This window comes from Gleimia europaea ACS-120-V-Col10b (assembly GCF_000411155.1).
Taxonomy (GTDB): Bacteria; Actinomycetota; Actinomycetes; order Actinomycetales; family Actinomycetaceae; genus Gleimia; species Gleimia europaea_B.
Genome location: NZ_KE150266.1, coordinates 299,246 through 321,136, shown reverse-complemented (window position 1 = coordinate 321,136; position 21,891 = coordinate 299,246). Strand labels below are relative to the sequence as shown.

21 protein-coding genes are annotated in these 21,891 nt (G+C 55.9%); 19 read left to right on the top strand and 2 right to left on the bottom strand.

Annotation, left to right across the window (positions count from 1 at the left end):
* Positions 1–328: 328 nt before the first annotated feature.
* From HMPREF9238_RS01460 to HMPREF9238_RS01425, 8 genes are all read left to right on the top strand, one after another.
* Positions 329–1,966: an L-lactate permease gene (locus HMPREF9238_RS01460; RefSeq protein ID WP_350303867.1), complete on the top strand. Its 1,638-nt coding sequence runs from the start codon at positions 329–331 to the stop codon at positions 1,964–1,966.
* Positions 1,967–1,981: 15 nt separating this feature from the next.
* The gene (locus tag HMPREF9238_RS01455; RefSeq protein WP_016443660.1) at positions 1,982–2,770 is read left to right on the top strand and encodes a (Fe-S)-binding protein; all 789 of its coding nucleotides are present in this window, start codon (positions 1,982–1,984) and stop codon (positions 2,768–2,770) included.
* A complete protein-coding gene (locus tag HMPREF9238_RS01450; RefSeq protein ID WP_016443659.1) occupies positions 2,771–4,336 on the top strand; it encodes a LutB/LldF family L-lactate oxidation iron-sulfur protein in 1,566 nt (521 codons plus the stop codon).
* Positions 4,333–4,959: a LutC/YkgG family protein gene (locus tag HMPREF9238_RS01445; RefSeq protein WP_016443658.1), complete on the top strand. Its 627-nt coding sequence runs from the start codon at positions 4,333–4,335 to the stop codon at positions 4,957–4,959. Before HMPREF9238_RS01450 ends, HMPREF9238_RS01445 begins: the two co-directional genes overlap by 4 nt.
* 207 nt (positions 4,960–5,166) lie before the next feature.
* Positions 5,167–5,859 carry a DsbA family oxidoreductase gene (locus tag HMPREF9238_RS01440; protein ID WP_016443657.1) on the top strand — a complete coding sequence of 231 codons (693 nt, stop codon included), beginning with the start codon at positions 5,167–5,169 and terminating at the stop codon, positions 5,857–5,859.
* Positions 5,860–5,861: 2 nt separating this feature from the next.
* Positions 5,862–6,926 (top strand): GNAT family N-acetyltransferase, encoded by a 1,065-nt coding sequence (locus HMPREF9238_RS08730; RefSeq protein WP_016443656.1) that lies wholly within the window; start codon positions 5,862–5,864, stop codon positions 6,924–6,926.
* On the top strand, positions 6,923–8,839 hold the full coding sequence (locus tag HMPREF9238_RS01430) for a M3 family metallopeptidase (protein ID WP_016443655.1): 1,917 nt from the start codon (positions 6,923–6,925) through the stop codon (positions 8,837–8,839). The genes HMPREF9238_RS08730 and HMPREF9238_RS01430 overlap by 4 nt, the downstream gene beginning before the upstream one ends.
* 9 nt (positions 8,840–8,848) lie before the next feature.
* Positions 8,849–9,157 (top strand): hypothetical protein, encoded by a 309-nt coding sequence (locus HMPREF9238_RS01425; protein ID WP_016443654.1) that lies wholly within the window; start codon positions 8,849–8,851, stop codon positions 9,155–9,157.
* On the opposite strand, the gene HMPREF9238_RS01420 is transcribed toward HMPREF9238_RS01425, so the two are convergent.
* On the bottom strand, positions 9,154–10,125 hold the full coding sequence (locus HMPREF9238_RS01420; RefSeq protein ID WP_016443653.1) for an aldo/keto reductase: 972 nt from the start codon (positions 10,123–10,125) through the stop codon (positions 9,154–9,156). The genes HMPREF9238_RS01425 and HMPREF9238_RS01420 overlap by 4 nt on opposite strands.
* Before the next feature lie 45 nt (positions 10,126–10,170).
* Between HMPREF9238_RS01420 and HMPREF9238_RS01415 the strand changes: the two genes are divergently transcribed.
* Complete coding sequence (locus tag HMPREF9238_RS01415; protein ID WP_016443652.1) at positions 10,171–11,025, top strand: undecaprenyl-diphosphate phosphatase; 855 nt, start codon at positions 10,171–10,173, stop codon at positions 11,023–11,025.
* 111 nt (positions 11,026–11,136) lie between these two features.
* Here the strand turns inward: HMPREF9238_RS01415 and HMPREF9238_RS01410 are convergent, their stop codons facing one another.
* On the bottom strand, positions 11,137–11,985 hold the full coding sequence (locus HMPREF9238_RS01410) for a RecB family exonuclease (protein ID WP_051109752.1): 849 nt from the start codon (positions 11,983–11,985) through the stop codon (positions 11,137–11,139).
* 104 nt (positions 11,986–12,089) lie between these two features.
* Between HMPREF9238_RS01410 and HMPREF9238_RS01405 the strand changes: the two genes are divergently transcribed.
* The 10 genes from HMPREF9238_RS01405 to lgt all read left to right on the top strand — a co-directional run bounded on the left by HMPREF9238_RS01405 (position 12,090) and on the right by lgt (position 21,890).
* Positions 12,090–13,142 carry a tRNA (adenine-N1)-methyltransferase gene (locus HMPREF9238_RS01405; protein WP_434056922.1) on the top strand — a complete coding sequence of 351 codons (1,053 nt, stop codon included), beginning with the start codon at positions 12,090–12,092 and terminating at the stop codon, positions 13,140–13,142.
* Positions 13,142–14,689, top strand: a complete 1,548-nt coding sequence (gene arc, locus HMPREF9238_RS01400; protein ID WP_016443649.1) for a proteasome ATPase — start codon at positions 13,142–13,144, stop codon at positions 14,687–14,689. Before HMPREF9238_RS01405 ends, arc begins: the two co-directional genes overlap by 1 nt.
* Positions 14,682–16,238, top strand: coding sequence for a depupylase/deamidase Dop (gene dop / locus HMPREF9238_RS01395; RefSeq protein WP_016443648.1), 1,557 nt, complete (start codon positions 14,682–14,684; stop codon positions 16,236–16,238). The genes arc and dop overlap by 8 nt, the downstream gene beginning before the upstream one ends.
* Before the next feature lie 2 nt (positions 16,239–16,240).
* Positions 16,241–16,414 carry a ubiquitin-like protein Pup gene (locus tag HMPREF9238_RS01390; RefSeq protein WP_016443647.1) on the top strand — a complete coding sequence of 58 codons (174 nt, stop codon included), beginning with the start codon at positions 16,241–16,243 and terminating at the stop codon, positions 16,412–16,414.
* Positions 16,415–16,435: 21 nt separating this feature from the next.
* A complete protein-coding gene (locus HMPREF9238_RS01385; protein WP_016443646.1) occupies positions 16,436–17,824 on the top strand; it encodes a proteasome accessory factor PafA2 family protein in 1,389 nt (462 codons plus the stop codon).
* Positions 17,821–18,828: an FKBP-type peptidyl-prolyl cis-trans isomerase gene (locus tag HMPREF9238_RS01380; RefSeq protein ID WP_016443645.1), complete on the top strand. Its 1,008-nt coding sequence runs from the start codon at positions 17,821–17,823 to the stop codon at positions 18,826–18,828. The genes HMPREF9238_RS01385 and HMPREF9238_RS01380 overlap by 4 nt, the downstream gene beginning before the upstream one ends.
* Positions 18,825–19,604: an imidazole glycerol phosphate synthase subunit HisF gene (gene hisF, locus HMPREF9238_RS01375; protein ID WP_016443644.1), complete on the top strand. Its 780-nt coding sequence runs from the start codon at positions 18,825–18,827 to the stop codon at positions 19,602–19,604. The genes HMPREF9238_RS01380 and hisF overlap by 4 nt, the downstream gene beginning before the upstream one ends.
* A 6-nt stretch (positions 19,605–19,610) precedes the next feature.
* Positions 19,611–19,979, top strand: a complete 369-nt coding sequence (gene hisI, locus HMPREF9238_RS08930) for a phosphoribosyl-AMP cyclohydrolase (protein WP_016443643.1) — start codon at positions 19,611–19,613, stop codon at positions 19,977–19,979.
* A 140-nt stretch (positions 19,980–20,119) separates the two neighbouring features.
* Positions 20,120–20,986: an indole-3-glycerol phosphate synthase TrpC gene (gene trpC / locus HMPREF9238_RS01365; RefSeq protein ID WP_016443642.1), complete on the top strand. Its 867-nt coding sequence runs from the start codon at positions 20,120–20,122 to the stop codon at positions 20,984–20,986.
* Positions 20,987–21,032: 46 nt separating this feature from the next.
* Positions 21,033–21,890 (top strand): prolipoprotein diacylglyceryl transferase, encoded by an 858-nt coding sequence (gene lgt / locus HMPREF9238_RS01360; protein ID WP_016443641.1) that lies wholly within the window; start codon positions 21,033–21,035, stop codon positions 21,888–21,890.
* Position 21,891 lies beyond the last annotated feature (1 nt).

The following is a 21,891-nucleotide window of genomic DNA, read 5'->3' as shown; positions in this document are numbered from 1 at the left end:
ATTAGCTTGCAAGTGGGTCACCGCATTTGCCCTAAAAACAGCGGTTGTTGTTTTCTAAAATGTCTACGTGCAAAAGCAAAAATCACTACCAGGAAACGAAGCATAGCGGCTTCCTAAGCAGACTCTTTGTATTTCGGAACGCCACCGGTTTGAAAATCATTTATGAACCCGGCGTGTTGGAGATAGCGTTTTTCCTGTAATGTCGCGCATTTCGTGCGTTGTGCGAAAGTGTTTTCTGAGAAAACTCCAACGTTAGATAAGTTGGTATGCAACTTTAACCAAACAATGAGGTTTCTGCTCGATGATAATTCCAATGACGGATACTTTTATGCCGTCTATTACAGCGATGGGTGGGTCGTTGACTGTGACCGCCCTCGTCAGCTTACTTCCACTCGTATTTTTCTTTGTTGCGCTGGGAGCATTTTCGCTACCAACTCACTGGTGTGCGGCAGGAGCACTCGTAATTGCGCTACTGGTAAGTCTTTTTGGCTTCCACATGCCGTTGTCAATGGCCGGCATGTCGGCCGTCGAAGGCGCTGCCTTCGGTCTGATCCCAATTATTTACATCGTTGTCATGGCCGTGTGGCTCTATAACTTGACGGATCGTTCCGGACGAGCAAAGGATGTGCAAGCAGTATTCTCCGCCGTGGGCAAGGGGGACATGCGCATCCAGGGACTGCTTATCGGATACGCATTTTGTGGTTTGCTTGAAGGCCTGGCGGGTTTTGGTGCCCCCGTTGCCATTGCGTGCACGATGATGTGGGCGCTGGGATTGCACCCTATTCGCGCGGCAATCGCGGTGATGGTTGGTAATGCCCTGAATGTTGGCTTCGGGGCAATGGCTATCCCGGTTACAACGGTTGCGAAGCTGGGCGGCGATGATGCGGCCCTGGTGGGTGCCACGATGGGGCGCATCACCCCTATTTTGCTCAGTATCGTCCCATTTTTGATGCTGTTCATCCTGGATGGTTGGCGCGGAATTAAACAGGGTTGGCTGGCCGCCCTAGTCGCGTGGGTTGGCATGGGCACCGGCGTTTATCTGACGTCGAACTTCTTGTCCTACGAGCTGACCGCTGTCGTCGGGTCCCTCCTGTCATTCGCGCTATTGGCTACGCTATTGCGCTTTTGGACGCCGGAAACGCCGGAAGAGTTCCGCTCGCCTGAGCCGGCTGAATCGCTATCAGGTTCACGGATTGCACTCGGCTTGTTGCCGTACTGGCTGGTTGTCATCGTTTTTGCAGTGGCAAAACTGTGGAAGTTCGGAGTCAACGTCCCGGTAGCGTTGAGCGCAACGGATATTAAGTTTGCGTGGCCGGGCCTATCGGGAGTGCTGGGAGTAGATGGCCAGCCGAATGCATCGGTCACGTTCACTCTCCCGTGGCTTTCCTCGCCGGGCACAATGCTTCTACTAACCGGTGTGGTCGTAGCCATTGTTTATTCGCAGAAGTCATCGGGCGGACGTTTCAACCTGCCTTTCAAACAGGGGATGAAGACGTTGCTGTCCACGATCTACAACCTGCGTATTGCTATTTTGACTATCTGCCTGGTCATGGCTTTGGCCTATGTAATGAATTTCTCTGGCCAGACCGTTGCGATTGGAGCTTGGCTCGCGGCCACGGGAACGGCGTTCGCGTTCCTGTCGCCATTCCTGGGCGGCATCGGCACGGCAGTCACGGGTTCAGCTACGTCCGCTGGCGCGCTGTTTGGCAACTTGCAGGCAACGGCTGCGCAAACCGCAGATCTTCCTGCTCGTCTTCTCCTCGGTGTGAACGAGGTTGGTGGTGGTATCGGCAAGATTGTCTCGCCGCAAAACCTGGCGATCGCAGCTGGTGCCGTCAAGTCGGAGGGTTCCGAGTCTGAGATTTTGCGCAAAGCAGCTCCTTACTCACTGGGTCTATTGGTTCTCCTCGGCCTTATCACTGTGCTCGCTTCAAATGGAATCCTCGGATTCCTTATCGCTTACTAAAGAAAGGAATCCTTAATGAAAATCGCGATCTTCGCAACCTGCATAAATGACGCGATGTTCCCGCAGGCCGCGCAAGCAACGGTTCACCTGCTCAGGCGTCTTGGTCATCAGGTGGTCTTCCCAAAGAACCAGGCGTGCTGTGGACAGATGCATATCAACACGGGGTACTACCCGGAGGCGTTGCCCCTGATTGAAAACCACGTTCGCACGTTCGCACCCGTTCTTGACGGAACGTGGGATGCGATCGTTGTTCCGTCTTCGTCTTGCACGGGTTCTATCCGTCACCAGCAGTCAATGGTGGCACGCGAGTTGGGCAATGAGCGCTTGGCACGCATGGCGGAACAGATTGCCGAACGCACGTATGACCTGACAGAGCTCCTCGTGGACGTGCTCGGCACCACTGATGTGGGGGCATACTTCCCACACCGCGTCACCTATCATTCAACGTGCCACTCACTCCGGATTACCAAGGTGGGGGATCGTCCGCTCCAACTGCTTAAAGCCGTTGATGGTATCGAGTACATCCCGCTAACAGAAGCGGATGTCTGCTGTGGTTTTGGAGGTACATTCTCGGTGAAAAACCCGGAGGTTTCCTCCGCAATGCTCGCTGACAAGATGAGCAACATCAAATCCACTGGAGCCGAGATCCTTGTTGCGGGAGACTACTCGTGCCTGATGAACATTGCGGGCGGGCTTTCCCGTACCCGGTCCGGTATTCGCGCTATGCACTTAGCGGAAGTGCTTGCCGGTAGCCAGGAGGATCCGTGGATTGCTCCCGCCACGAACACGAAGGTAGGTGCCTAAATGTTTGACAAGATTGAAGAACTCGGTTCGAAGCTGGGACTGAACCCGGCTGATTGGTCTAGTAAGGATCTTGAAGAACAGGAGCTTGGTTGGGTGCCGGGCCATCCGCTCCCGCAAGATCCTTTGCGCTGGGGCAAGAACTTTACCGAAGGATCTAAGGAGACGCTGCGCAATACGCAGATGCGTCGCAACCTTGGTTACGCAACCGGAAAGATTCGTGCCAAGCGCAATGTGCGCGTTTCAGAAATGCCGGACTGGGAGGATTTGCGCGAGTCGGCCTCCAACATCAAGCGCAACGTGGCGGCAAACTGGACAGATCTGCTGGAAGAGTTTGAGAAGAACGTGACCGCGCGCGGAGGCATTGTGCACTGGGCACGTGATGCCGCTGAAGCAAATCAGATTGTGTACGAGATCGTTAAGTCGAAGCAGGTTGACGAGGTCGTCAAGGTTAAGTCCATGGCAACCCAGGAAATTAACCTGAATGAATACCTTAACGAGAGGGGGATTCAGGCGTGGGAGACCGACCTGGCAGAAATGATTGTGCAGCTGTCAGAAGACATGCCCTCGCACGTCGTTGTGCCGGCGATTCACCGCAACCGCGCTGAAGTGAAGGCGATTTTCGAAAAGCGCATGGAGGATGTGCCCGATAACCTCACAAATGAGCCGCGCGTGCTTGCCATGGCTGCACGTGCACACCTGCGTAAGAAGTTCCTCTCGGCCAAGGTCGCGATTTCTGGTGCGAACATTGGTGTTGCCGAGACTGGTACGGTGGCAATTTTTGAATCCGAAGGTAACGGCCGCATGTGTCTGACCTTGCCGGAGACTCTGGTGACCGTTATGGGAATTGAGAAGCTGGTTCCCTCTTATCAAGACATTGAGGTTATTTCCCAGCTCCTTCCGCGTTCGGCCACCGGCGAACGCATGAACCCGTACACCTCCTTCTGGACGGGTGTTACCGAAGGCGATGGGCCGCAGGAGTTCCACATCATTTTGATGGACAACGGTCGCACCAACGTGCTTCAGGATGAGGTTGGTCGCGAAGCGCTTAAATGTATTCGTTGTGCGGCATGCATGAATATCTGCCCCGTATACCGTGTAGCCGGCGGCCATGCTTACAACTCAGTTTACCCAGGCCCGATCGGCGCGATCTTGACGCCGCAGCTTTTGAACGCGATGGATCGTAAGGATCCGGCTGCGTCTTTGCCGTTTGCATCTTCACTGTGTGGCGCGTGTTTCGACGTGTGCCCTGTAAAGATCAACATTCCTGACATTTTGGTGCATTTGCGCCACAAGTACACGGAAGCTAACCGGGGCGGCATTCCTGACAAGTGGGATGTGGCGATGAAGGTGAGCTCGAAGGTCATGTCCTCCGGTAAGGGCATGGAAATGGGAGGAAAGGCCGCTAACGCGGGTCGCGTTGTTGCCGGACCTGATCGCAAGATTGGTTTCCTCCCGTTCCCCGTGGTGAAGGATTGGACTCGTACCCGCGACGTGCCTGCTCCGCCAGCGCAATCGTTTAGAGACTGGTGGGAGGACGAAGGCAAGAATGAAGGAGAAGGCAAATGAGCGCGAAAAGCGAGATCTTTAGGCGTATCCGCGCTGCGGGCAACATCGATGCTCCACAAATCCCGCGTGATTACCGCTTCGGTAGCGATGCTCCGCGCTCCGATGTAGTTGATGAGATGGTCGCTGCTCTCATTGATTACACAGCGCAGGTTAAGCGTGTGAAGGCCCCCGGCATTGAGGACGCTATTGCGCAGTTTCTAGCCGATACCAAGAGTGTCGTCGTTCCTCCTGGTCTGCCCCAGGAGTGGATGGACGCGGCTGGGCGTGATGGCCGTGAGGTGCGGGTAGATGATCCGGCCCTCACTAATGACGAACTGGACAAAACTGACGCAGTGGTCACGGCATCGAGAGTGGCGGTTGCCAACTCGGGCACCATCATTTTGGACGGCACGGCCGATCAGGGGCGTCGCGCTATCACGCTCGTGCCCGATACTCACGTGATTGTGTTGCGCAGTGAAGACGTCAAGGCTACCCTTCCTGAGGCCGTGGCTGTTCTCGCAGAGAACCCGACGCGTCCTACCACATGGATTGCCGGCCCATCGGCAACCTCTGATATTGAGCTCGTACGTGTGGATGGCGTACACGGCCCGCGTAATCTTCGTATTGTGCTGGTAGAAGACTAGCCTCCATTTGCGATACTCCCCGAAAGCCGGTTCTGATGAGGGCCGATCTTTCGGGGAGTTTGCGTGCGCATCGCGGCTACTGCGTCGCCGGGTATTATTGGTGGTGCCTGACGGGTGTTTTCTGTCTGCCCACGTGATGTCTACACGACGTTAGTCACAGGTGGTAGGTAGGCGGTTACCCGGCATTAAGCGGAAAAGGTTTTGAGTATGCACATTGACGTTTGGAGCGATATCGCGTGCCCTTGGTGCTACCTGGGGGTGCGCCATTTACGGCAGGCACTTTCCACCTTCGAGCGCAGATCGGAAGTTTCTGTACGTTTGCACGCCTACTTGTTGCAGCCAGAGCTGGATCAGACGCTGGAGGAGTCAGAGCCCGATTATCTGGCGCGCACTAAGGGCATGTCGCGGGCGGAAGTAGATCAGGTATTAGCCTCGCTTACCGAACTTGCCCGCAAGGATGGCATTGATGTTGATTGGGAAGCAGTGAAGGTTGCTCCCACAACGTCCGCGCACCGTTTGGTTGGGTTAGCCCGCGAGATCGACATGGAGCGAGACACGACGGTTGGTAGTGACACCTTGGAGTTGAAGGTGCATGAGGCTTTGCAACGCGCCCGCTTCCAACTCGGCATGGACGTGTCTAATCCGGAATCTTTGATCGCTATCGCTCGTGATTTTGACATTCGGGGAGACCGCGTGCTTGCCACGCTTGAATCACAAGACAGCGCGGGCGAAGTTTTTTCTGATTTCCAGATTGGTGTGCAAATGGGTATCGGTGCGGTGCCAGTATTCATTTTCGATAAGGCATTAATGATGGAGGGAGCTCAGCCGCGTCTCGCGTTTGAAAACGCCTTGCAGGCCGCATGGAATCACGCGAATCCAGATAGTCCGGTGGAAGATTAGACATGAACGTTTTAGAAGGTAACAGAGTTGTTTTGCGCAGCCCACAGCCGGTTGACGCCGAACAGTTGATAAAAGTTCTCAATGACCCGTTGATCGCGAATTACACTGCGATCCCGCAACCGTATTCATTGAATGATGCGAAGTGGTGGATTGATACTTCCAGGCAGCTTGAGGCACCTAACGATGTGTGGTTGGTCTGGGCTGCTTCTGAACTGGTGGGTTGCGTTGGCCTGGAGAACTACGACGAGTCACAACGCTCACTGAAGGTTGGATACTGGGCCAGTGAGCTGGCTCGAGGCAAAGGCTATATTGGCGAGGCAACGCGGCTAGCGATCCAACACGCATTTGAAAACCGCGCCGTCGATAAGATCGTGTGGCACGCACACGTGGGTAATGACGCATCATGGAAGCTAGCGTGGAAGCTTGGTTTTGTCTTCGAGGGAGTAACGCGACAGGTACGGGAGCCGAACGGTCGGGTAGTGCACATGTGGGCGGCGAGTCTTTTGCGCGGTGAGCCAATGCAGCCGGCCTGTGACCCCAACCTGCCGCACTACTTTGATCTATCTGACCACTGCGATCTTCCGCCTGCAAAGCGCCCGTATGACCCGCGCCGCCCGCAGGCTTTGGTACGCCAGTTCCACGAGGTGTACGGGTTGCCGGTGAAGCTTGGACAGAAGCCGACTGCTAACACGGAGCGCGTACACATGCGTATGAGCCTCGTGTCCGAAGAGTTCACTGAGCTAACGACCGCCCTATACGGCGGTGAGGCGGGCCAGATCATTGGACGGGCAGTCGCCGCCGCGCGCGAGGCAGATGACGGCACTCGAGATACCATCGAGGTGGCTGATGCTTTGGCTGACCTCGTGTATGTTGCGTACGGCATGGCTTTGGAATGCGGCATTGACCTTGATGAGGTGCTGCGTGAGGTTCAGGCCTCGAATATGTCGAAGTTGGGCGCTGATGGCAAACCGATTTACCGGGAGGATGGAAAGGTTTTGAAGGGCCCCGGCTTTTTCAACCCGAATATCGCTCGAGTGCTCGGGCTAGAAAGTGAAGACGATAAATGAGCAATATCGAGAAGGTGCTTCCTGATTTCAGCAAATACGATGCCGCTGAGTGTGAGCGGGTAGCGTTTGAAGCCATCGACACATATCGCGCTGCGATAACCTCGTTGGAAGAAGCACCAGCTTCGATCGAAGATTTTCTAATCCCATTTGATAAGGCTGATTTTGAGTTCGAGTGTGCGATTAGCCCGGTGTACACGCTGATCAGCGCGGTTGGTGGCCCCGACCTGGACGCTTTGGAGGAGAGGTTGGATGAGCCCCTCACCAAGCTCCAGACGTGGCTGATGACCAATGAGGCGTTGTACGCGAAGTTCGTAGAGCTTTCGAAGCAGGATCTGGACGCTGAGTCGACCTACATGGTCAGTGAACAGATCAAGGAGTTCAGGCTTGGCGGCATCGACCTAGATGCTGACGGGCGGAAAGCACTTGAAGAAGCCGATCTGAAGATCTCGCAGCTCGCAACTAGGTATGGTCAGACGGTCTCGAAGATGCTCGCTACGCCAGTGACTGTTGCCGGCAAGGAATACGCGCTAAACAACTTCACGAACCAACTTGCGCTCACGGAGTTGGATGACCCGCAGGCGCGTGCAGAGTTGTTGGCTAAGTCGATGGAGCGCGGTTTTGGAGGTGAGTTTGATACCCGCGCCATCCTGACTGAGATGGCAAGGCAGCGTAATGCGCGGGCAAAGCTTCTGGGTTTCAACAATCATGCTGAAGTTGTTCTGGCGGCGGAAATGGCGCCTTCCACGCAGGCCGTGTACCAGTTGCTTTCGGACGTATCAAAGGCTGCTGTTAAGGCTTCCCAGGTCGAGGAAGTGGAGCTCGCACGCCGCGCGCTGGACGATGGATTGGAGCAGTTCCAGGCTTCGGACTGGCTCTACTACCAAGAGAAACAGAAGAATGATGCCCTCGGCCTGTCCTCGCAAGCGTTAAAACCCTATTTGGAGCTGTGGAACGTATTAGAAAATGGCGTGTTCTTCGCGGCCAATAAGATTTACGGTGTGAACGTAAAGCGCCGCACTGACTTATCCGGTTGGGATCCGTCGATGCGTGTCTATGAGATTGAGGATGAAGCTAGCAAGTCGCTTGGTATCTTCCTGATCGATCCGTTTACGCGTGCAGGTAAGAGCGGCGGAGCTTGGATGGATTCGCTGGTGCAGGGATACTTGGGAACCGACTACGAGTCGATTATTATCAACTGCGCCAATTTTGAGCCGGTGGAGGATGGTCCGAAGTTCCTGGTGTGGGATGAGGTTGAGACCCTGTTCCACGAGTTCGGCCATGCCCTGCATGGTTTCTTGTCGAAAACTCGATACGCTTCGACTGCGGGCACGGCTGTGCCGCGTGACTTTGTGGAGCTTCCCAGCCAGCTGAACGAAATGTGGGCATATCATCCTGCGGTTATTGAGAACTTTGCGCGCCACTTTGACACCGGTGAGGTCATGCCGAACCAGATGCGTGTCCAACTTCGTGATTCGAAGACGTTTGGGCAGGCTCACGCCACCGTCGAGTTCTGCGCGTCAGCCCTTTTGGATCAGGCGTGGTATTCCTCCGATATTCGTGAGGGTGAAGACGTTGCTCGGTTCGAGGCCGCGGCGCTGGAGAAAGCTGGTGTTGCCTCTGATCTGATTCCGCCGCGCTATCGTTCCACGTATTTCCCGCATGCTTTCACGGTTGGTTACGATGCGGGCTACTACTCGTACATGTGGGCGGAGGCTCTGGTTGCTGAGTGTGAGAATTGGTTCCGCACCGTTGCTACTATTGACGGTGATGGCGGTTTGAACCGGGAGGCTGGCCGCCAGATTACTGACGCGATTTTGTCGCGCGGTTCGTCACGCGATCCGCGCGAATCGTTTCGGGAGTTGATTGGTCATGAAGCTTCGGCTGCGGCCATTCTTTCCCGCCGAGGCCTGTAGAGTATAAGCATGGGAATGAATCCGACGGACGCATTGAATCGTCTTATTGCAGCGTTTGAAGCGCACGCTCAGGCTGCGCGCGCGGCCGACATGGCCGACTCGAGCATTGTTGAGGCCGCTGAGGCGCGTCTTCGCGATGCTTTTTTCACGTATGACGACGTGTTGTTTAACAACTACGGGGTCGATTTGCCGTTTGATATCGTCGATGCAGATTTTGATGACGATGTGGACGATTTCGACGACTACTACGAGGATGAGGAAGACGCGTCAGACGATGACGATCTAGATTTTGATGATCTAGATGACGAGGACGATTAGAGCCCTTCTGTCTCGGGGTAGCCGCGCCTTGGTGCGGATACTTCGTTAAGTGCATCAACGATTGGCTGGGGGAGCGCAAACTGCATTCCCTCAGCTATTTGTTTTGCTTGGAGTTCGCTGCGCGGACCTACGAGTGCGGCACTGACGCCGGGTTGGCTGGTGAGCCATGCGAGCGCCACGGTGGTTGCAGATACGTCGAGTCCGGAAGCGGCGGCCAGGACTGCTTCGGTTATCGCGCTGTATTCATTGCTGAGGTAGGGCTCTACAAACCCGGAGAGAATTGGCGAGGCCGCACGGGAATCTGGTGGAGTAGTGTGGCGGTATTTTCCGGTGAGCACGCCGCGCGCGAGCGCTGACCAGGCGATGAATCCGATATTGTCGCGGCGCAGACCGGGCAGCAGTTCTCTTTCCACCCCGCGTTCGAGGAGCGAGTATTCGGCGCTGACAGTCGCTAGCTTCGTGCCGAACTCTTTGGCAAGGAAATGTATTTTTGCTGTGTCCCACGCACTGAAGTTAGAGACGCCAATGTAACGGATCACCCCGGACCGAAGCGCCATGCTGAGCGCTTCCAGGCTTTCATCGAAAGGCGTTTCCGGGTCAGGCCGGGCAAGGAGAAAAACGTCGATGTAGTCGGTTTGGAGCGCTTCAAGTGACCTGTCAATGGACTGCAGTATCGCGTTTTTTGCAGCGGAGTAGTGAAAACGTGCGTCGGTGGGGATATAGCCGCCTTTGGTGACAATCACCACGTCGCTACGCGAGGTGCCGGTGGTTTCCAGCACGGTTCCAACTGTCGATTCGGCGCTACCTTCGCCGTAGGTCGGTGAGGTGTCGATTAGGTTTATGCCAGCTTGAACAGCAGTATTCCAGATGTTTTCAGCTTCGATGATGGTAGTGTCGCGCCCCCAGGTGAGTGTGCCGATTCCAACCGGGGATACTTTCAGGCCGGTGTTGCCTAGTCGATGTCGCATGTCTCATACAGTAGCGCACGGCGTTAAAAGATAGGGTTTGAAACTATGAACTGGCTTGAAGCAATAATTTTGGGACTGGTACAGGGCCTCACCGAATTTTTGCCGGTGTCTTCATCGGCGCATTTGCGTATTGTGGGCGAACTGCTCGGGATGGACGATCCAGGAGCGGCATTCACGGCAATCACGCAGCTCGGCACGGAAACGGCGGTGTTGATTTTCTTTTGGAAGGACATCGTCCGCATCATCACCAAGTGGTTCGGTTCGCTGCCCTGGGTTGCCAAGGAGAATCGCATTTCCACATCAGATTCTGATGTGCGGTTGGGTTGGATGATTATCGTCGGTTCAATCCCAATCGCTGTTCTGGGTCTGCTTTTGGAAGACTGGATTGATACATCATTTAGAAACCTGTGGATCACGGTTACTATGCTCGCCTTGTTTGCACTGTTCCTCGGCGCGGCAGATAAGTGGATGCCGCAGCGAATGACGCTTGACAAAATGCGCTGGTCGGATGCGATTTTGTACGGATTCGCGCAAGCACTGGCGCTGGTTCCCGGTGTTTCTCGGTCGGGCGGAACAATCACTATGGGTCGGTTGCTGGGGTATACGCGTGAGGCGGCCGCGCGCTACTCATTCCTGCTAGCTATGCCGGCAGTATTCGCATCCGGGTTGTACAAGGTTTACCGGGTAGCAGTGGGGGGCAATAGCGTGGATGTGGGCCCAACGATTGTGGCCACGCTGATTGCTTTTGGTGTTGGTTACGCGGTTATCGTTTGGTTTTTGAAGCTCGTATCAACCAAGTCCTACCAACCCTTCGTGATTTACCGCATCGTGATCGCGATCGTGATTGGATTCTTGCTTGCGGGCGGCATTTTGAGCCCAATGGGCACAGCTCTGGCGTGAGAAGTCAACGTCGAATGCGTTGACATGCACCCGTTGCAATGTTGTGGCCAGGCGATTCGCCGCCTGGCCACAATCTGTGTCAAGGCACTGTCAAATAAAGGCTTGCGCGCTTTAAATAGTTCGGGTTGCACCTTTAATTTCCAGCAGGCGCGTCAAGCCTTCTTCGGAAACCTCGGGCGTATCCGATGAGTAGAGCGGGCAAAATTTTTGCACGCCGCACCAGTTGCAAAGCACTTGCTTTTTGGGTGGGAAAAGTTTTTGGTGGGCTGCGGTCTCGATGTCTTGCCAGATGCTAACTAGTTGATGTTCGAACGCTTCGATTGATTCCGAAGTTGGATCCATTGTGAGGGTTCGTCCATCTCCCAGGAACACGAGTTGAGTGCGGGCAGGTAGTCCGAGCTCGGTGTTACGAAGAAGTAGCGAGTAGAAACGCATCTGGAAAAGCATGTCTTCTACGAAACGCTTTTGCGGTGATTTACCGGTCTTGTAATCAACGATGCGGATAGCGCCATTGGGTGCCTTATCAATCCGGTCGATGAAGCCGTGAAGCGCAATCTGGTCGGTGATTTCCACGCGAACAAACCTTTCGCGCGCGTACGGTTCCAGCCGCGTGGGATTTTCCATGGCGAAGTATTGGCGAACCAGCGCGCGAACTTCTTCTTTCCACTTGTCAAGCAAAACGTCGTCTGTAAACATAGCCAGGAACTCTTCGTCTTGAGCCATAGTTTTTTCGTACAGCGGGCCGATCATCTCGTTCGCATTCTCCGCAGTGCGCTGTTGCGCCGGCAGGTCAAAGAGGTCTTCAAGCACCGCATGCACGAGCGTTCCCCGGGTGGTAGCCGGTGAGGGCGGTTCTTTGAAACCATCTACTTGCGTAAGCCGGAACTTCATGGGGCACTGCAACCACGTTTTGGTGGAGGTTGCAGATAATGCTTTGCGGCGTTTGCTTGTCTCACTCATGTCTTAACAGTATCGCGAGGGACGGACATAGTATGGCGATGTCCTCAGATCCTTTCCAAAGGGCGAAGTCGAAGATCAGAGCTCATGGCAACTAGACTGGGCATGTGACTTCTTCCCTCGAATACCCGATTCCAAGCCAAGTAGCCCACCCGATGGGCATGGCAGCTCGTCGCGGCCCGTTACAGGCGGGCGAGTTCGTTCAGATTACGGACCCGAAAGGCCGCTTGCATACGGTGATGCTGACTCCGGGCGGATACTTTCAAACTTCGCGCGGTTCGCTGCACCACGACGACATTATCGGCCAGCCCGAGGCTGTGACGATGCACGACGGGGAACAGGAGTTCCAAGTTGTACGGCCTCTGCTTACTGATTACGTGATGTCGATGCCACGTGGCGCGGCGATCGTGTACCCAAAGGACGCGGCGCAGATTGTTGCATTTGGCGATATTTTCCCCGGTGCTCGCGTGCTCGAGGCGGGAGTTGGCTCGGGCGCACTTTCGATGTCGCTCCTGCAGGCGGTGGGCTCTACGGGCTCGCTACATTCGATTGAACGCAGGGAGGATTTTGCGAAGATCGCGCAAGGTAATGTGGATCTTTGGTTTGGTGGGCGTCACCCGGCGTGGCAGGTCTCGGTTGGCGATTTCAAGGATGTGGCGATGAGTTTTCCCGCTGAGTCTATCGATCGCGTTGTCCTTGACATGCTGGCCCCGTGGGAGTGTATTGAAGCGGTGGAACACGTGCTTGCTCCCGGAGGGGTACTGACCGTGTATGTGGCTACGGTGACGCAACTGTCCCGCATGCGCGAAGATTTGAGTAATTTTGGCCGATTTACGCGGCCACAGGCATGGGAATCTGCGGTTAGGGGATGGCATTTGGATGGGTTGGCGGTGCGTCCAGACCATCGCATGGTGGCCCACACGGGCTTTTTGATGACTACCCGCAAGGTTGAGCGCGCTTCGGTTCCGCAGCGCCGAGGCTCGCGCCCTGCTAAGGCAGCCGAGGGTTTAGCGGGCCAGTGGGACGGCGAGGATGCGTGGGAGGAAAACGGCGAGCTGAATCCCGCGATTTCCGCGAAGAAGGTGCGTCGCTCTATTCGCGATGTGGCGGGCAAGTCCAGTCAGTGGCTGGCTCACGATGAGTATGGAGAGAACCTTTAGTGTCTAATTCACTCCCAGATTTGCAGGCCGAGATCACTCAACTTCGTAGTGCTAATGAGCGCTTGGCGGGCACCCTCCAGGTTGCCCGTGAAGAGATTGCTTCGATGCGCGCCCAGGTTGAGGCTACGGGTAAACCGCCGGCCCAAGTGGGCACGGTCTTGGCGGTGGATTCTGCGGCGCGTGAGGCAGAGGTTGCCCTGGGTGGCCGCCACATGTGGCTCTCGGTTGCAACCTCGGTTGACTTGCTGGGGCTACGGGTTGGGCAGGGCGTACGGATCAGCGAAAACATGATTGTGTCTGCGCCACTGGCCCCAGCCCGGGTGGGGCAGATGGCGTCGGTAGTACAGCTCGTGGGAGCGGATAGGGCGCTGGTCAACGCGGATGCCGGCGCGTTGCAAATGGTACTGCTTGCCGGTTCGCTACGGCACGGCGGCGTCCGTCCCGGCGATTCACTGCTTGTGGATACCAAAGCTCACGTGGCCCTGGAGAAGGTTGTGCGCTCTGATGTAGAGCAGCTTTTACAACCCGAGGCTCCGGGCGTCACTTACGCTGATATTGGCGGCCTTGATGAACAGATTTTGAAGGTGCGCGACGCGGTTGAACTGCCGTTTAAGAATCCGGATCTGTACCGCGAATACGGTTTGCGGGCCCCTAAGGGCGTCCTCCTATATGGCCCGCCTGGATGTGGTAAGACGTTGATTGCGAAGGCAGTTGCAAACTCGTTAGCAGGGGCCACTGGCCAACCATACTTCCTGTCGATTAAAGGCCCCGAGGTCTTAAACAAGTATGTGGGAGAAACCGAACGCCACATTCGCGCGATTTTTGGTCGCGCTCGCCAGCTGGCCTCTGAAAATGTGCCGGTGGTGATTTTCTTTGACGAGATGGAGGCCCTGTTCCGCACGCGCGGGTCGGGAATTTCTTCCGATGTTGAAACAATGATTGTGCCGCAGCTTTTAGCGGAGATGGATGGCTTGGAGACGCTCGATAACGTAATCGTGATTGGCGCGTCGAATCGGGAGGACATGATTGATCCAGCGGTTTTGCGCCCCGGTAGGTTGGATGTTCGCATCCGCATTGATCGCCCGGACCGCGCGGGAGCGCTCGACGTGTTTGCGAAGTACTTGGTTTCTGATTTGCCTTATGCGCAGGCCACTCTCAGCCAGTTCGGTTCGGGGGAAGAGGCAGCCCGGCAAATGATGGCGCAACTGGTGGACGCACTCTATGAGAACAGTTCGCAAACCGCCCTGTTTGAGCTTGCACTCGCAAATGGGGATTCGAGGATCATTTACGCTTCGGATCTGGTATCTGGCGCGATGATCGCGTCCATTGTTGAGCGCGCGAAAAAGTTCGCGGTCAAGGATGCACTGCACGGCCGCCCGGGCCTTACCCAGAACCACCTGCAGCGAGCATTCACGGAAGAACTGATGGAGACCACTGATCTGGCGGCAACTACTACGCCGCGAGAGTGGGCGAGAGTCACCGGCCTTCACGGCGATGATGTGGTTTCGGTACGTGCGCTACAAGCGGGGGAGGCATCCGATGACTAGGCGGGTTTTGGGAACGGAAACCGAGTTTGGCATTACGGATGCTAACGATCCGGCGGCCAATCCGGTGGTACTTTCGGCTACCGCTGTTGAAGAATACGCCGGTTCGGTTTCCATTGGCGAGGTAGTGCGCTGGGACTATTCGGGGGAGGATCCACTAAATGATGCACGCGGATATAGATTGCAGCGGGCGGCGGCGCACCCCTCGATGCTCACAGATGATCCCTACCGGTTGGCGCCGCCCGGGGGCGTGAGCTTTGAGGATCGCCCGGGCGAGTACGAGCGGTACATGCAGCGTGCAACTTCCGTAGTGCTTTCAAATGGCGCCCGATTCTATGTAGATCATGCACATCCGGAGTACTCAAGTCCCGAGACGGCGTCGGCGTTGGACGCGGTGCTTTTTGACCGGGCGGGAGATTTGCTGGCAACGCGCGTGATGGAGGTATGCGCGAAGGCGGGCACGGATTTGGTCTTGTATAAGAACAACACGGATGGCAAGGGTGCGGCTTATGGCACTCACGAGAACTATCAGGTGAGCCGCGAGGTCGATTTTGATGACATCACACGCGCGATGATTCCGTTCCTGGTGACGCGTCCAGTGATTTGCGGGTCGGGACGCGTGGGCCTGGGCCAGCATTCGCTCCAGCCCGGTTTCCAGATTTCTGCACGCGCAGATTTTGTGGAGAACTCGGTTGGTCTTGAAACCACGTTTAATCGTCCAATCGTGAACACTCGCGACGAGCCCCACGCTGACCATCACCAGTTCCGGCGTTTTCACGTGATTAATGGGGACGCAAATCAGTTCGACATGTCAACGTATTTGCGCCTTGGCACCACGTCTTTGGTGCTTCGCGCACTCGAGGGCGACTTGGATCTCAGCATTGATTCGCTGGCGCTGGATCAAGATGATGTGCAGACCGCGTGGGACGTTTCCCACGACGTGTCGATGACCCGGCTGATTCGTTTGCGGTCGGGAGAGGCCGTGACCGCGCCGCAGCTACAGCGCAAGTATCTGCATTTTGTGCGCACACATCTTCAACTTGACGAGGCTGATGAGGCAATCTGCCAGGAGTGGGAGCGGGTGCTGGGTGGCTTAGAAACCGATTTGGCGAGCGTGGCCGCTGACGTCGAGTGGGTGGGGAAGTACTTGCTGTTTGAGCGCCAACGCCAACGACTGGGCGTTGCGTGGGATGATCCGCGCCTTCGCGCGATGGATCTGCAGTGGGCGGATCTGCGCCCGAGCAAGTCCCTCGTGGCGGCGCTGGATCGAGCGGGCCGAGTGCGCCGGCTGTTTGCACCCGATGAGGTTGCTCGCGCTCTGACTGAGCCCCCTGAGGATACGCGGGCGCGGGTGCGGGGCAAGGCGATTAGTTTGGTTCCAGAGGTGGTTAAGGCGTCTTGGACGTCACTGGTGGTAGATCAGCCGGGCCAGGATCGGTTGGTGCGGATTCCGCTGCCGGATCCGAATCAGGCCGGCGATCAGGATTTGATGTGCGCGTTGGATGAGGGAGCTCATGCTCTTATCGGTTTATTTGATGGAGGAAAGGAATAGTCATGGCACAAAAGTTCGCGCCGGCAGGCGGAAGTAATGACGATGAGATTTTCGAGGCCGGCCAGGTGCAGGCTCAGGGAGCCAGCATTGATGACCTCTTGGATGAAATCGATTCGGTTCTAGAGGCGGACGCACAGAAGTTTGTGCAGGGTTTTGTGCAAAAGGGTGGCGAGTAGACCGGATCGGCTGGTGCTGTTTTGAATCGCAGAATTTTCGGGATTGAGACCGAGTACGGCATTACGTGCGCTCCCACTGGCGGTGGTGATTTTCCGCTGTCGGCGGAGGAGGCCGCGCATCTACTGTTCGAGCCGCTGATTAAGGCCGGACGTTCAACAAACGTGTTTTGGCGCAATGGGGGCAGGCTGTATTTGGATGTCGGCGCGCATCCAGAGTATGCCACTGCGGAGTGCGACAACGTGGAAGATCTACTGCTGCAGGTTCGTGCAGGTGAATCCCTGTTCGCCGAGTTTGCGAACCTCACAAATCAGGAACTGGTGCAACGCGGAATTAGCGGTCGTATTCACTTATTTTCCACGAATGAGGACGCCGCCGGAAACTCTTTTGGTTGTCATGAGAACTATTTGCTACGCCGTAACCGTAACTTTCGGGACGTGGCTGATGCGTTGGTGTCGTTTTTTGTGACGAGGCAGATTGTGACGGGTGCGGGGCACGTGCATCGGGAGGGAAAGCCGCGCCTGGGGTATTCGCCGCGTGCTCGATTTATGGATGACCCCGTATCTGCGGCCACTACGAATTCCCGCCCGATCATTAATACGCGAGATGAGCCGCTTGCCGATCCTGGCGAATATCGGCGCATGCACGTGATCGTGGGCGATACGAATGTTGCGGAAAGTTCAACTGCAGTAAAAGTCGTGATGACGGACCTCATTTTGTCCGCGGTTGAGGCGGGCGTGCACATCGCGGACTTGGCGCTGAAAGATCCGATGGCGGTGATCGCTCAGATTGACTACGAGTTGGGCTCCAATATCGAGGTGGAGCTGACTAACGGCAAGAAGATGAGCGTGGTCGAAGTTCAGCGTGAGCTGAAGCGCCGGGCGCTGGCAGTAGTTGATGTGCAGGACGACGCCCCGCTCACTTTGGCCATGTTGGACCTGTGGGATCGCGCGTTAGATGCGGTAGAGTCAGGCGATCACAGCGGCGTTGCCACGGAACTAGACTGGGCAATCAAGGAGCGCTTGTTCACCCGGTTCATGGAGCGCTCTAACTGCTCTCTTGATGATCCGCGCGTGGCTCGCCTCGAGCTTGCCTATCACGACGTCACTGCCGGTTTTAGACAGCGTTTGGAAGAATCTGGCCAGATGATTCGCCTCACGGATCCGACAGACGTTCAAAGAGCTAAGACGGTTCCTCCGGCCACTACACGCGCGCATATTCGCGGCCACGTGATTGCGGCAGCCGAGGATGCGGGACGGCAGCTCGGGGTGGACTGGATCCACCTGCGTTTGGATGATCATCGAGCGCCTCACGTGGTTTTGTCTGATCCGTTCGCCGTTGCCGATAGGGACGCGGATAGGATTCTGGAGTTGATTGCCGAGCAGGACACTGGGTTAGCGAGTTTCGCATGAGTAAAAATCAAGCTGAAGAGGCAGCGAGCGCGCCGGAGCAGTTACCGTCTCGAATACAGCAGCGAAATAAGTTACATCGGCGCGTATTGCGCTATTGGCGCGAGGCTCTTGGCGTCTTGTTCCTGCTTGTGATCGTAGCCACCATTTTCATTGTGCGGCACTACCGTGCGGATGAGGATGCCGAATCGGCGCAGACGTGGCGCGACAAGATTTCGGTGTCGGGAACAGTTGGGCGTATTCCCACGGTTTCTGTGTCTGGCGGCGTGTCTGTTTCGGCAGAAAAAGTGGAGTTGTTAGAGCAGGGAACGGGCCGGGAAATAACTCCTGATTCCCCGCTTATCGTCGCGATCTGGTCCTTCGATGGGGCAACGGGAAAGGCGGTGAATGACTCGGGTCGCCCGTCCGTTCAAGTGGGCTTGGCTTCGCCAGATTCTTTTGACGAGGCACTCTTGGCCGGTGTTGTGGGCAAGCCCGAAGGCTCGCGCGTACTCTTCGTTCGCCCGGTTTCGCGCGGGAGCGATGTGGGAACAGAAGTGAATGTGGTGGATGTGCTCCATTCGGCTGCCTCTGGGGAAGTAGTGGAGGGGCAGGACAGTCCTCTGAAGGTGACGATGACCGACACCGGCCCAAACATTTCGCATGAGCCGGGTGCGCCGCCAGATGATTTGAAAGTCCAAATGCTGGTACGCGGCGATGGAATTCAGGTCAAAAATACAGACAGCGTTCTCGTCCAATTTGTACGCGCTGACTGGAGCGATTCCGTGGTGGCGGATTCAACTTGGTGGAAGGGCATTCCAAAAGCCATTAATTTGGCCGAAGCGATGCCGGGGGTGAGGGTTGCTCTTACCGATCAGCGGGTGGGTTCGCGCATTGCCCTCACGATTCCACCGGAGTTAGCGCTGGGTGATGGCACTGTCACGATGGTGATAGACATTATCGCGGCGGAGGGTGAAGGCGGTACACTTACGCCGTCAACTACAAAATCAGAGGAGGTCACCTCATGAACGACTTCATTAAAGTTATTCCGTGTCTGGACGTTAAGAATGGGCGCGTGGTGAAGGGCGTCAATTTTGTTCATCTGAAGGATGCTGGTGACCCCGCGCAGCTTGCTTCAGCTTATGTTGAGGCAGGTGCCGATGAGCTGACGTTCCTTGACATTTCGGCCACCACCGAGGGTCGCGACACAATGGTTGAGTTGGTAGCCAAGGTTGCCGGCCTGGTCTCAATCCCGTTTGCGGTGGGCGGGGGAATCCGTAACGTGGAGGACGCGCAGCGCCTGTTCGACGCCGGAGTAGATAAGGTTTCGGTGAACTCAGCTGCGATTGATCGTCCGGATGTCTTGGATGAGCTGGCGGAGCGTTTTGGCTCTGAGAAGATCATTCTTGCCTTGGATGCGCGTCGTTGCGCGAACGGTGTTTCTACCCCTTCTGGCTACGAAGTAACTACGCACGGTGGGTCAAAGTCCACCGGTATTGATGCGGTGGGATGGGCAAAGGACGCTACGGCGCGAGGGATTGGTGAGATCCTTCTGACTTCCATGGACGCGGACGGCGTACAAACCGGCTTTGACTTGGATCTACTGCGCGCGATTCGTGAGGCAGTGGATGTGCCGATTACCGCTTCTGGTGGTGCGGGCGAAGTGGAGCACTTTGTGCAGGCTGCTCGCGCCGGTGCTAACGCCGTGCTGGCAGCGTCGGTGTTCCATTTCGGTAAGGTCTCGATCGCGCAGGTGAAGAGGGGCCTCGCCGACGCTGGCTTCAAGGTTTGCGGAGAGTTTTAGATTCAAGTGAAGGCACCATCACACTCGCAGCTTGATCCGGTCATAAAAACCAGGTTGAAGCGGGACGAGAACGGTTTATTTGCCGCTGTTATCCAGCAGTTCGACACGCGTGAAGTTCTTATGGTCGGGTGGATGAACGATGAGGCTTTGCATCGAACGCTCACGCAAGGCAGAGTGACGTTCTGGTCGCGCTCTCGCAGTGAGTATTGGCGAAAGGGCGACACGTCTGGGCACTTCCAGTTTGTAAAGCGCGTGAGCATTGACTGCGATGGAGACGCCCTCTTGGTTGAAGTCGATCAGGTTGGTGCCGCGTGCCATACAGGAAAGCGATCATGCTTTCTTGAGGGCGGGCAGTTGCCGGCCGTTCCAGGTTAAATCACGCTCCTATATGTTCATTGAAGGCGGGCAGGGTTTGGGTCCTGCCCGCCTTTCCAGTCAAATATGTGTTTACTGATTAAACAGATTTGGTGATCAGTCCCACTGTTTGCGACACTCTTTGTGGGAAGGAGGAGACCATGAGCGTCCTAGAATCTGTGCTTGCCGATGTCCGCGCAGAACTTGCCCATCGCGAGCAGCGCGTCAGTTTGGAAGATATGAAGCGTCGTGCTTTGCAGGCGCAGTCGCCGCGTGACGCTCTTGGCGCTTTGAAAGGTCCCGGCGCGGTGACGATTATGGCAGAGATTAAGCGTCGTAACTTGCGCGATGGTTATATTGCTCCGATCCCAGACCCTGGCGCATTGGCGCGTCAGTACGTGGATGGGGGAGCGACTATGGTCGCCTGTGTCACGGAGAACCGTCATTTTGATGGTTCATTAGCTGACTTGCAGGCGGTTAGGCGCGCTATTGATTTGCCGATACTGCGCAAGGATTACATTATTTCTCCCTACCAGATCCACGAATCGCGGGCCTACGGTGCCGACATGGTTCTTTTATTCGCGGCTCTGTTAGATCAGCCTCATTTGAGAGGCTTCATTGAGCGCATCGAGTCTTTGGGCATGTCGGCGCTGGTGGAAGTAGATTCGCGGGTTGAGGCGGTTCGGGCTCTAGATGCAGGCGCAAAAGCGATTGGGGTGAACGCGCGTAATCTGCACAATTTGAAGATTGACCGCTCGAATTTTGATGAGATCGTCGATGTGATTCCCTCCGATGTGATCGCGGTTGCCCAATCTGGTGTGCGTGATCCGCGGGATGTTTTTGTGTACGCGAGGGCGGGCGCAGATTCAGTGCTGGTAGGTAAGTCCCTGGTTTCGGCTAGTGATCCGCGGGCGTTGGTGGCCGAAATGGTATCCGCAGCCCAGCATCCCGCGTTGCTTGCTGATCGAAAGAAGCGCATTCAGCAGGGTATTCATGAGCGTCAGGTTGAGCTTTATCAGGCGCACTGAGGTTCTCAACTACGTATCGGGGTAGGTTCTGGATAAACTTATACCCATGAGTGTTATTTCCCTGCTACCGGCTTCAATACCATCACCGCCTCAGGGCGTTTGGTATTTGGGGCCGGTTCCTCTTCGCGCGTACGGAATCATTATTGCCTGCGCCATGGTTGTAGCAGTTTTGCTGACGAAGAAGCGTTATGAAGAGCGCGGCGGGGATCCAGAACTGGTTTACGATGTCGCTTTGTGGGCAATCCCATGTGGAATCGTGGGCGCTCGCCTGTACCACGTGATCACTTCGCCATACCAGTATTTTGGTCCGAATGGTCAGTGGCTTGAGATCTTCCGGATTTGGGAGGGCGGAATAGCGATCATGGGCGGCATTATTGGCGGCGTGATCGGTTCTGCTATCGCACTGCACCGGGCGGGCCAGCGGATGGGGCCATTTGCTGACGCGGTGGCCCCAACGATGCTGATCGCCCAAGCGATGGGCCGGTTTGGCAACTGGTTCAACCAGGAGCTGTTTGGAAAGCCAACTACGCTTCCGTGGGGCTTGGAGATTGACGATCGTCACCTGCCTGCCGGATACGCTTCGGGTACTTTGTTCCACCCAACGTTCTTGTACGAGGTGATCTGGAACCTGACGATGGCCTTTATCATTATTGCCCTTGATAAGAAGTTGAAGTTCAAGGGTGGCCAGCTGATTTTCTTGTACCTGAGCCTGTACGCGATCGGCAGGTTCTGGATTGAGAATCTTCGCATTGATCCGGCGAAGATTTTCCTGGGTATGCGGTTGAATGCCTGGTCTGCACTTGTGATCATTATTATTGGGATTGTTGGATTCTTAATAGCGGGTAAACGGGGAGCATCGACTCGCGTGGAAGCTCCCGAACGCACTGAGGAGAACGTAGAGTAGT

Bases quoted from the DNA above. Each gene is read 5' to 3' on its own strand.
- HMPREF9238_RS01460 (WP_350303867.1), top strand. From the start codon at position 329: ATGCCGTCTATTACAGCGATGGGTGGGTCGTTGACTGTGACCGCCCTC.
- HMPREF9238_RS01455 (WP_016443660.1), top strand. From the start codon at position 1,982: ATGAAAATCGCGATCTTCGCAACCTGCATAAATGACGCGATGTTCCCG.
- HMPREF9238_RS01450 (WP_016443659.1), top strand. From the start codon at position 2,771: ATGTTTGACAAGATTGAAGAACTCGGTTCGAAGCTGGGACTGAACCCG.
- HMPREF9238_RS01445 (WP_016443658.1), top strand. From the start codon at position 4,333: ATGAGCGCGAAAAGCGAGATCTTTAGGCGTATCCGCGCTGCGGGCAAC.
- HMPREF9238_RS01440 (WP_016443657.1), top strand. From the start codon at position 5,167: ATGCACATTGACGTTTGGAGCGATATCGCGTGCCCTTGGTGCTACCTG.
- HMPREF9238_RS08730 (WP_016443656.1), top strand. From the start codon at position 5,862: ATGAACGTTTTAGAAGGTAACAGAGTTGTTTTGCGCAGCCCACAGCCG.
- HMPREF9238_RS01430 (WP_016443655.1), top strand. From the start codon at position 6,923: ATGAGCAATATCGAGAAGGTGCTTCCTGATTTCAGCAAATACGATGCC.
- HMPREF9238_RS01425 (WP_016443654.1), top strand. From the start codon at position 8,849: ATGGGAATGAATCCGACGGACGCATTGAATCGTCTTATTGCAGCGTTT.
- HMPREF9238_RS01420 (WP_016443653.1), bottom strand. From the start codon at position 10,125: ATGCGACATCGACTAGGCAACACCGGCCTGAAAGTATCCCCGGTTGGA.
- HMPREF9238_RS01415 (WP_016443652.1), top strand. From the start codon at position 10,171: ATGAACTGGCTTGAAGCAATAATTTTGGGACTGGTACAGGGCCTCACC.
- HMPREF9238_RS01410 (WP_051109752.1), bottom strand. From the start codon at position 11,985: ATGAGTGAGACAAGCAAACGCCGCAAAGCATTATCTGCAACCTCCACC.
- dop (WP_016443648.1), top strand. From the start codon at position 14,682: ATGACTAGGCGGGTTTTGGGAACGGAAACCGAGTTTGGCATTACGGAT.
- HMPREF9238_RS01390 (WP_016443647.1), top strand. From the start codon at position 16,241: ATGGCACAAAAGTTCGCGCCGGCAGGCGGAAGTAATGACGATGAGATT.
- HMPREF9238_RS01380 (WP_016443645.1), top strand. From the start codon at position 17,821: ATGAGTAAAAATCAAGCTGAAGAGGCAGCGAGCGCGCCGGAGCAGTTA.
- hisF (WP_016443644.1), top strand. From the start codon at position 18,825: ATGAACGACTTCATTAAAGTTATTCCGTGTCTGGACGTTAAGAATGGG.
- trpC (WP_016443642.1), top strand. From the start codon at position 20,120: ATGAGCGTCCTAGAATCTGTGCTTGCCGATGTCCGCGCAGAACTTGCC.
- lgt (WP_016443641.1), top strand. From the start codon at position 21,033: ATGAGTGTTATTTCCCTGCTACCGGCTTCAATACCATCACCGCCTCAG.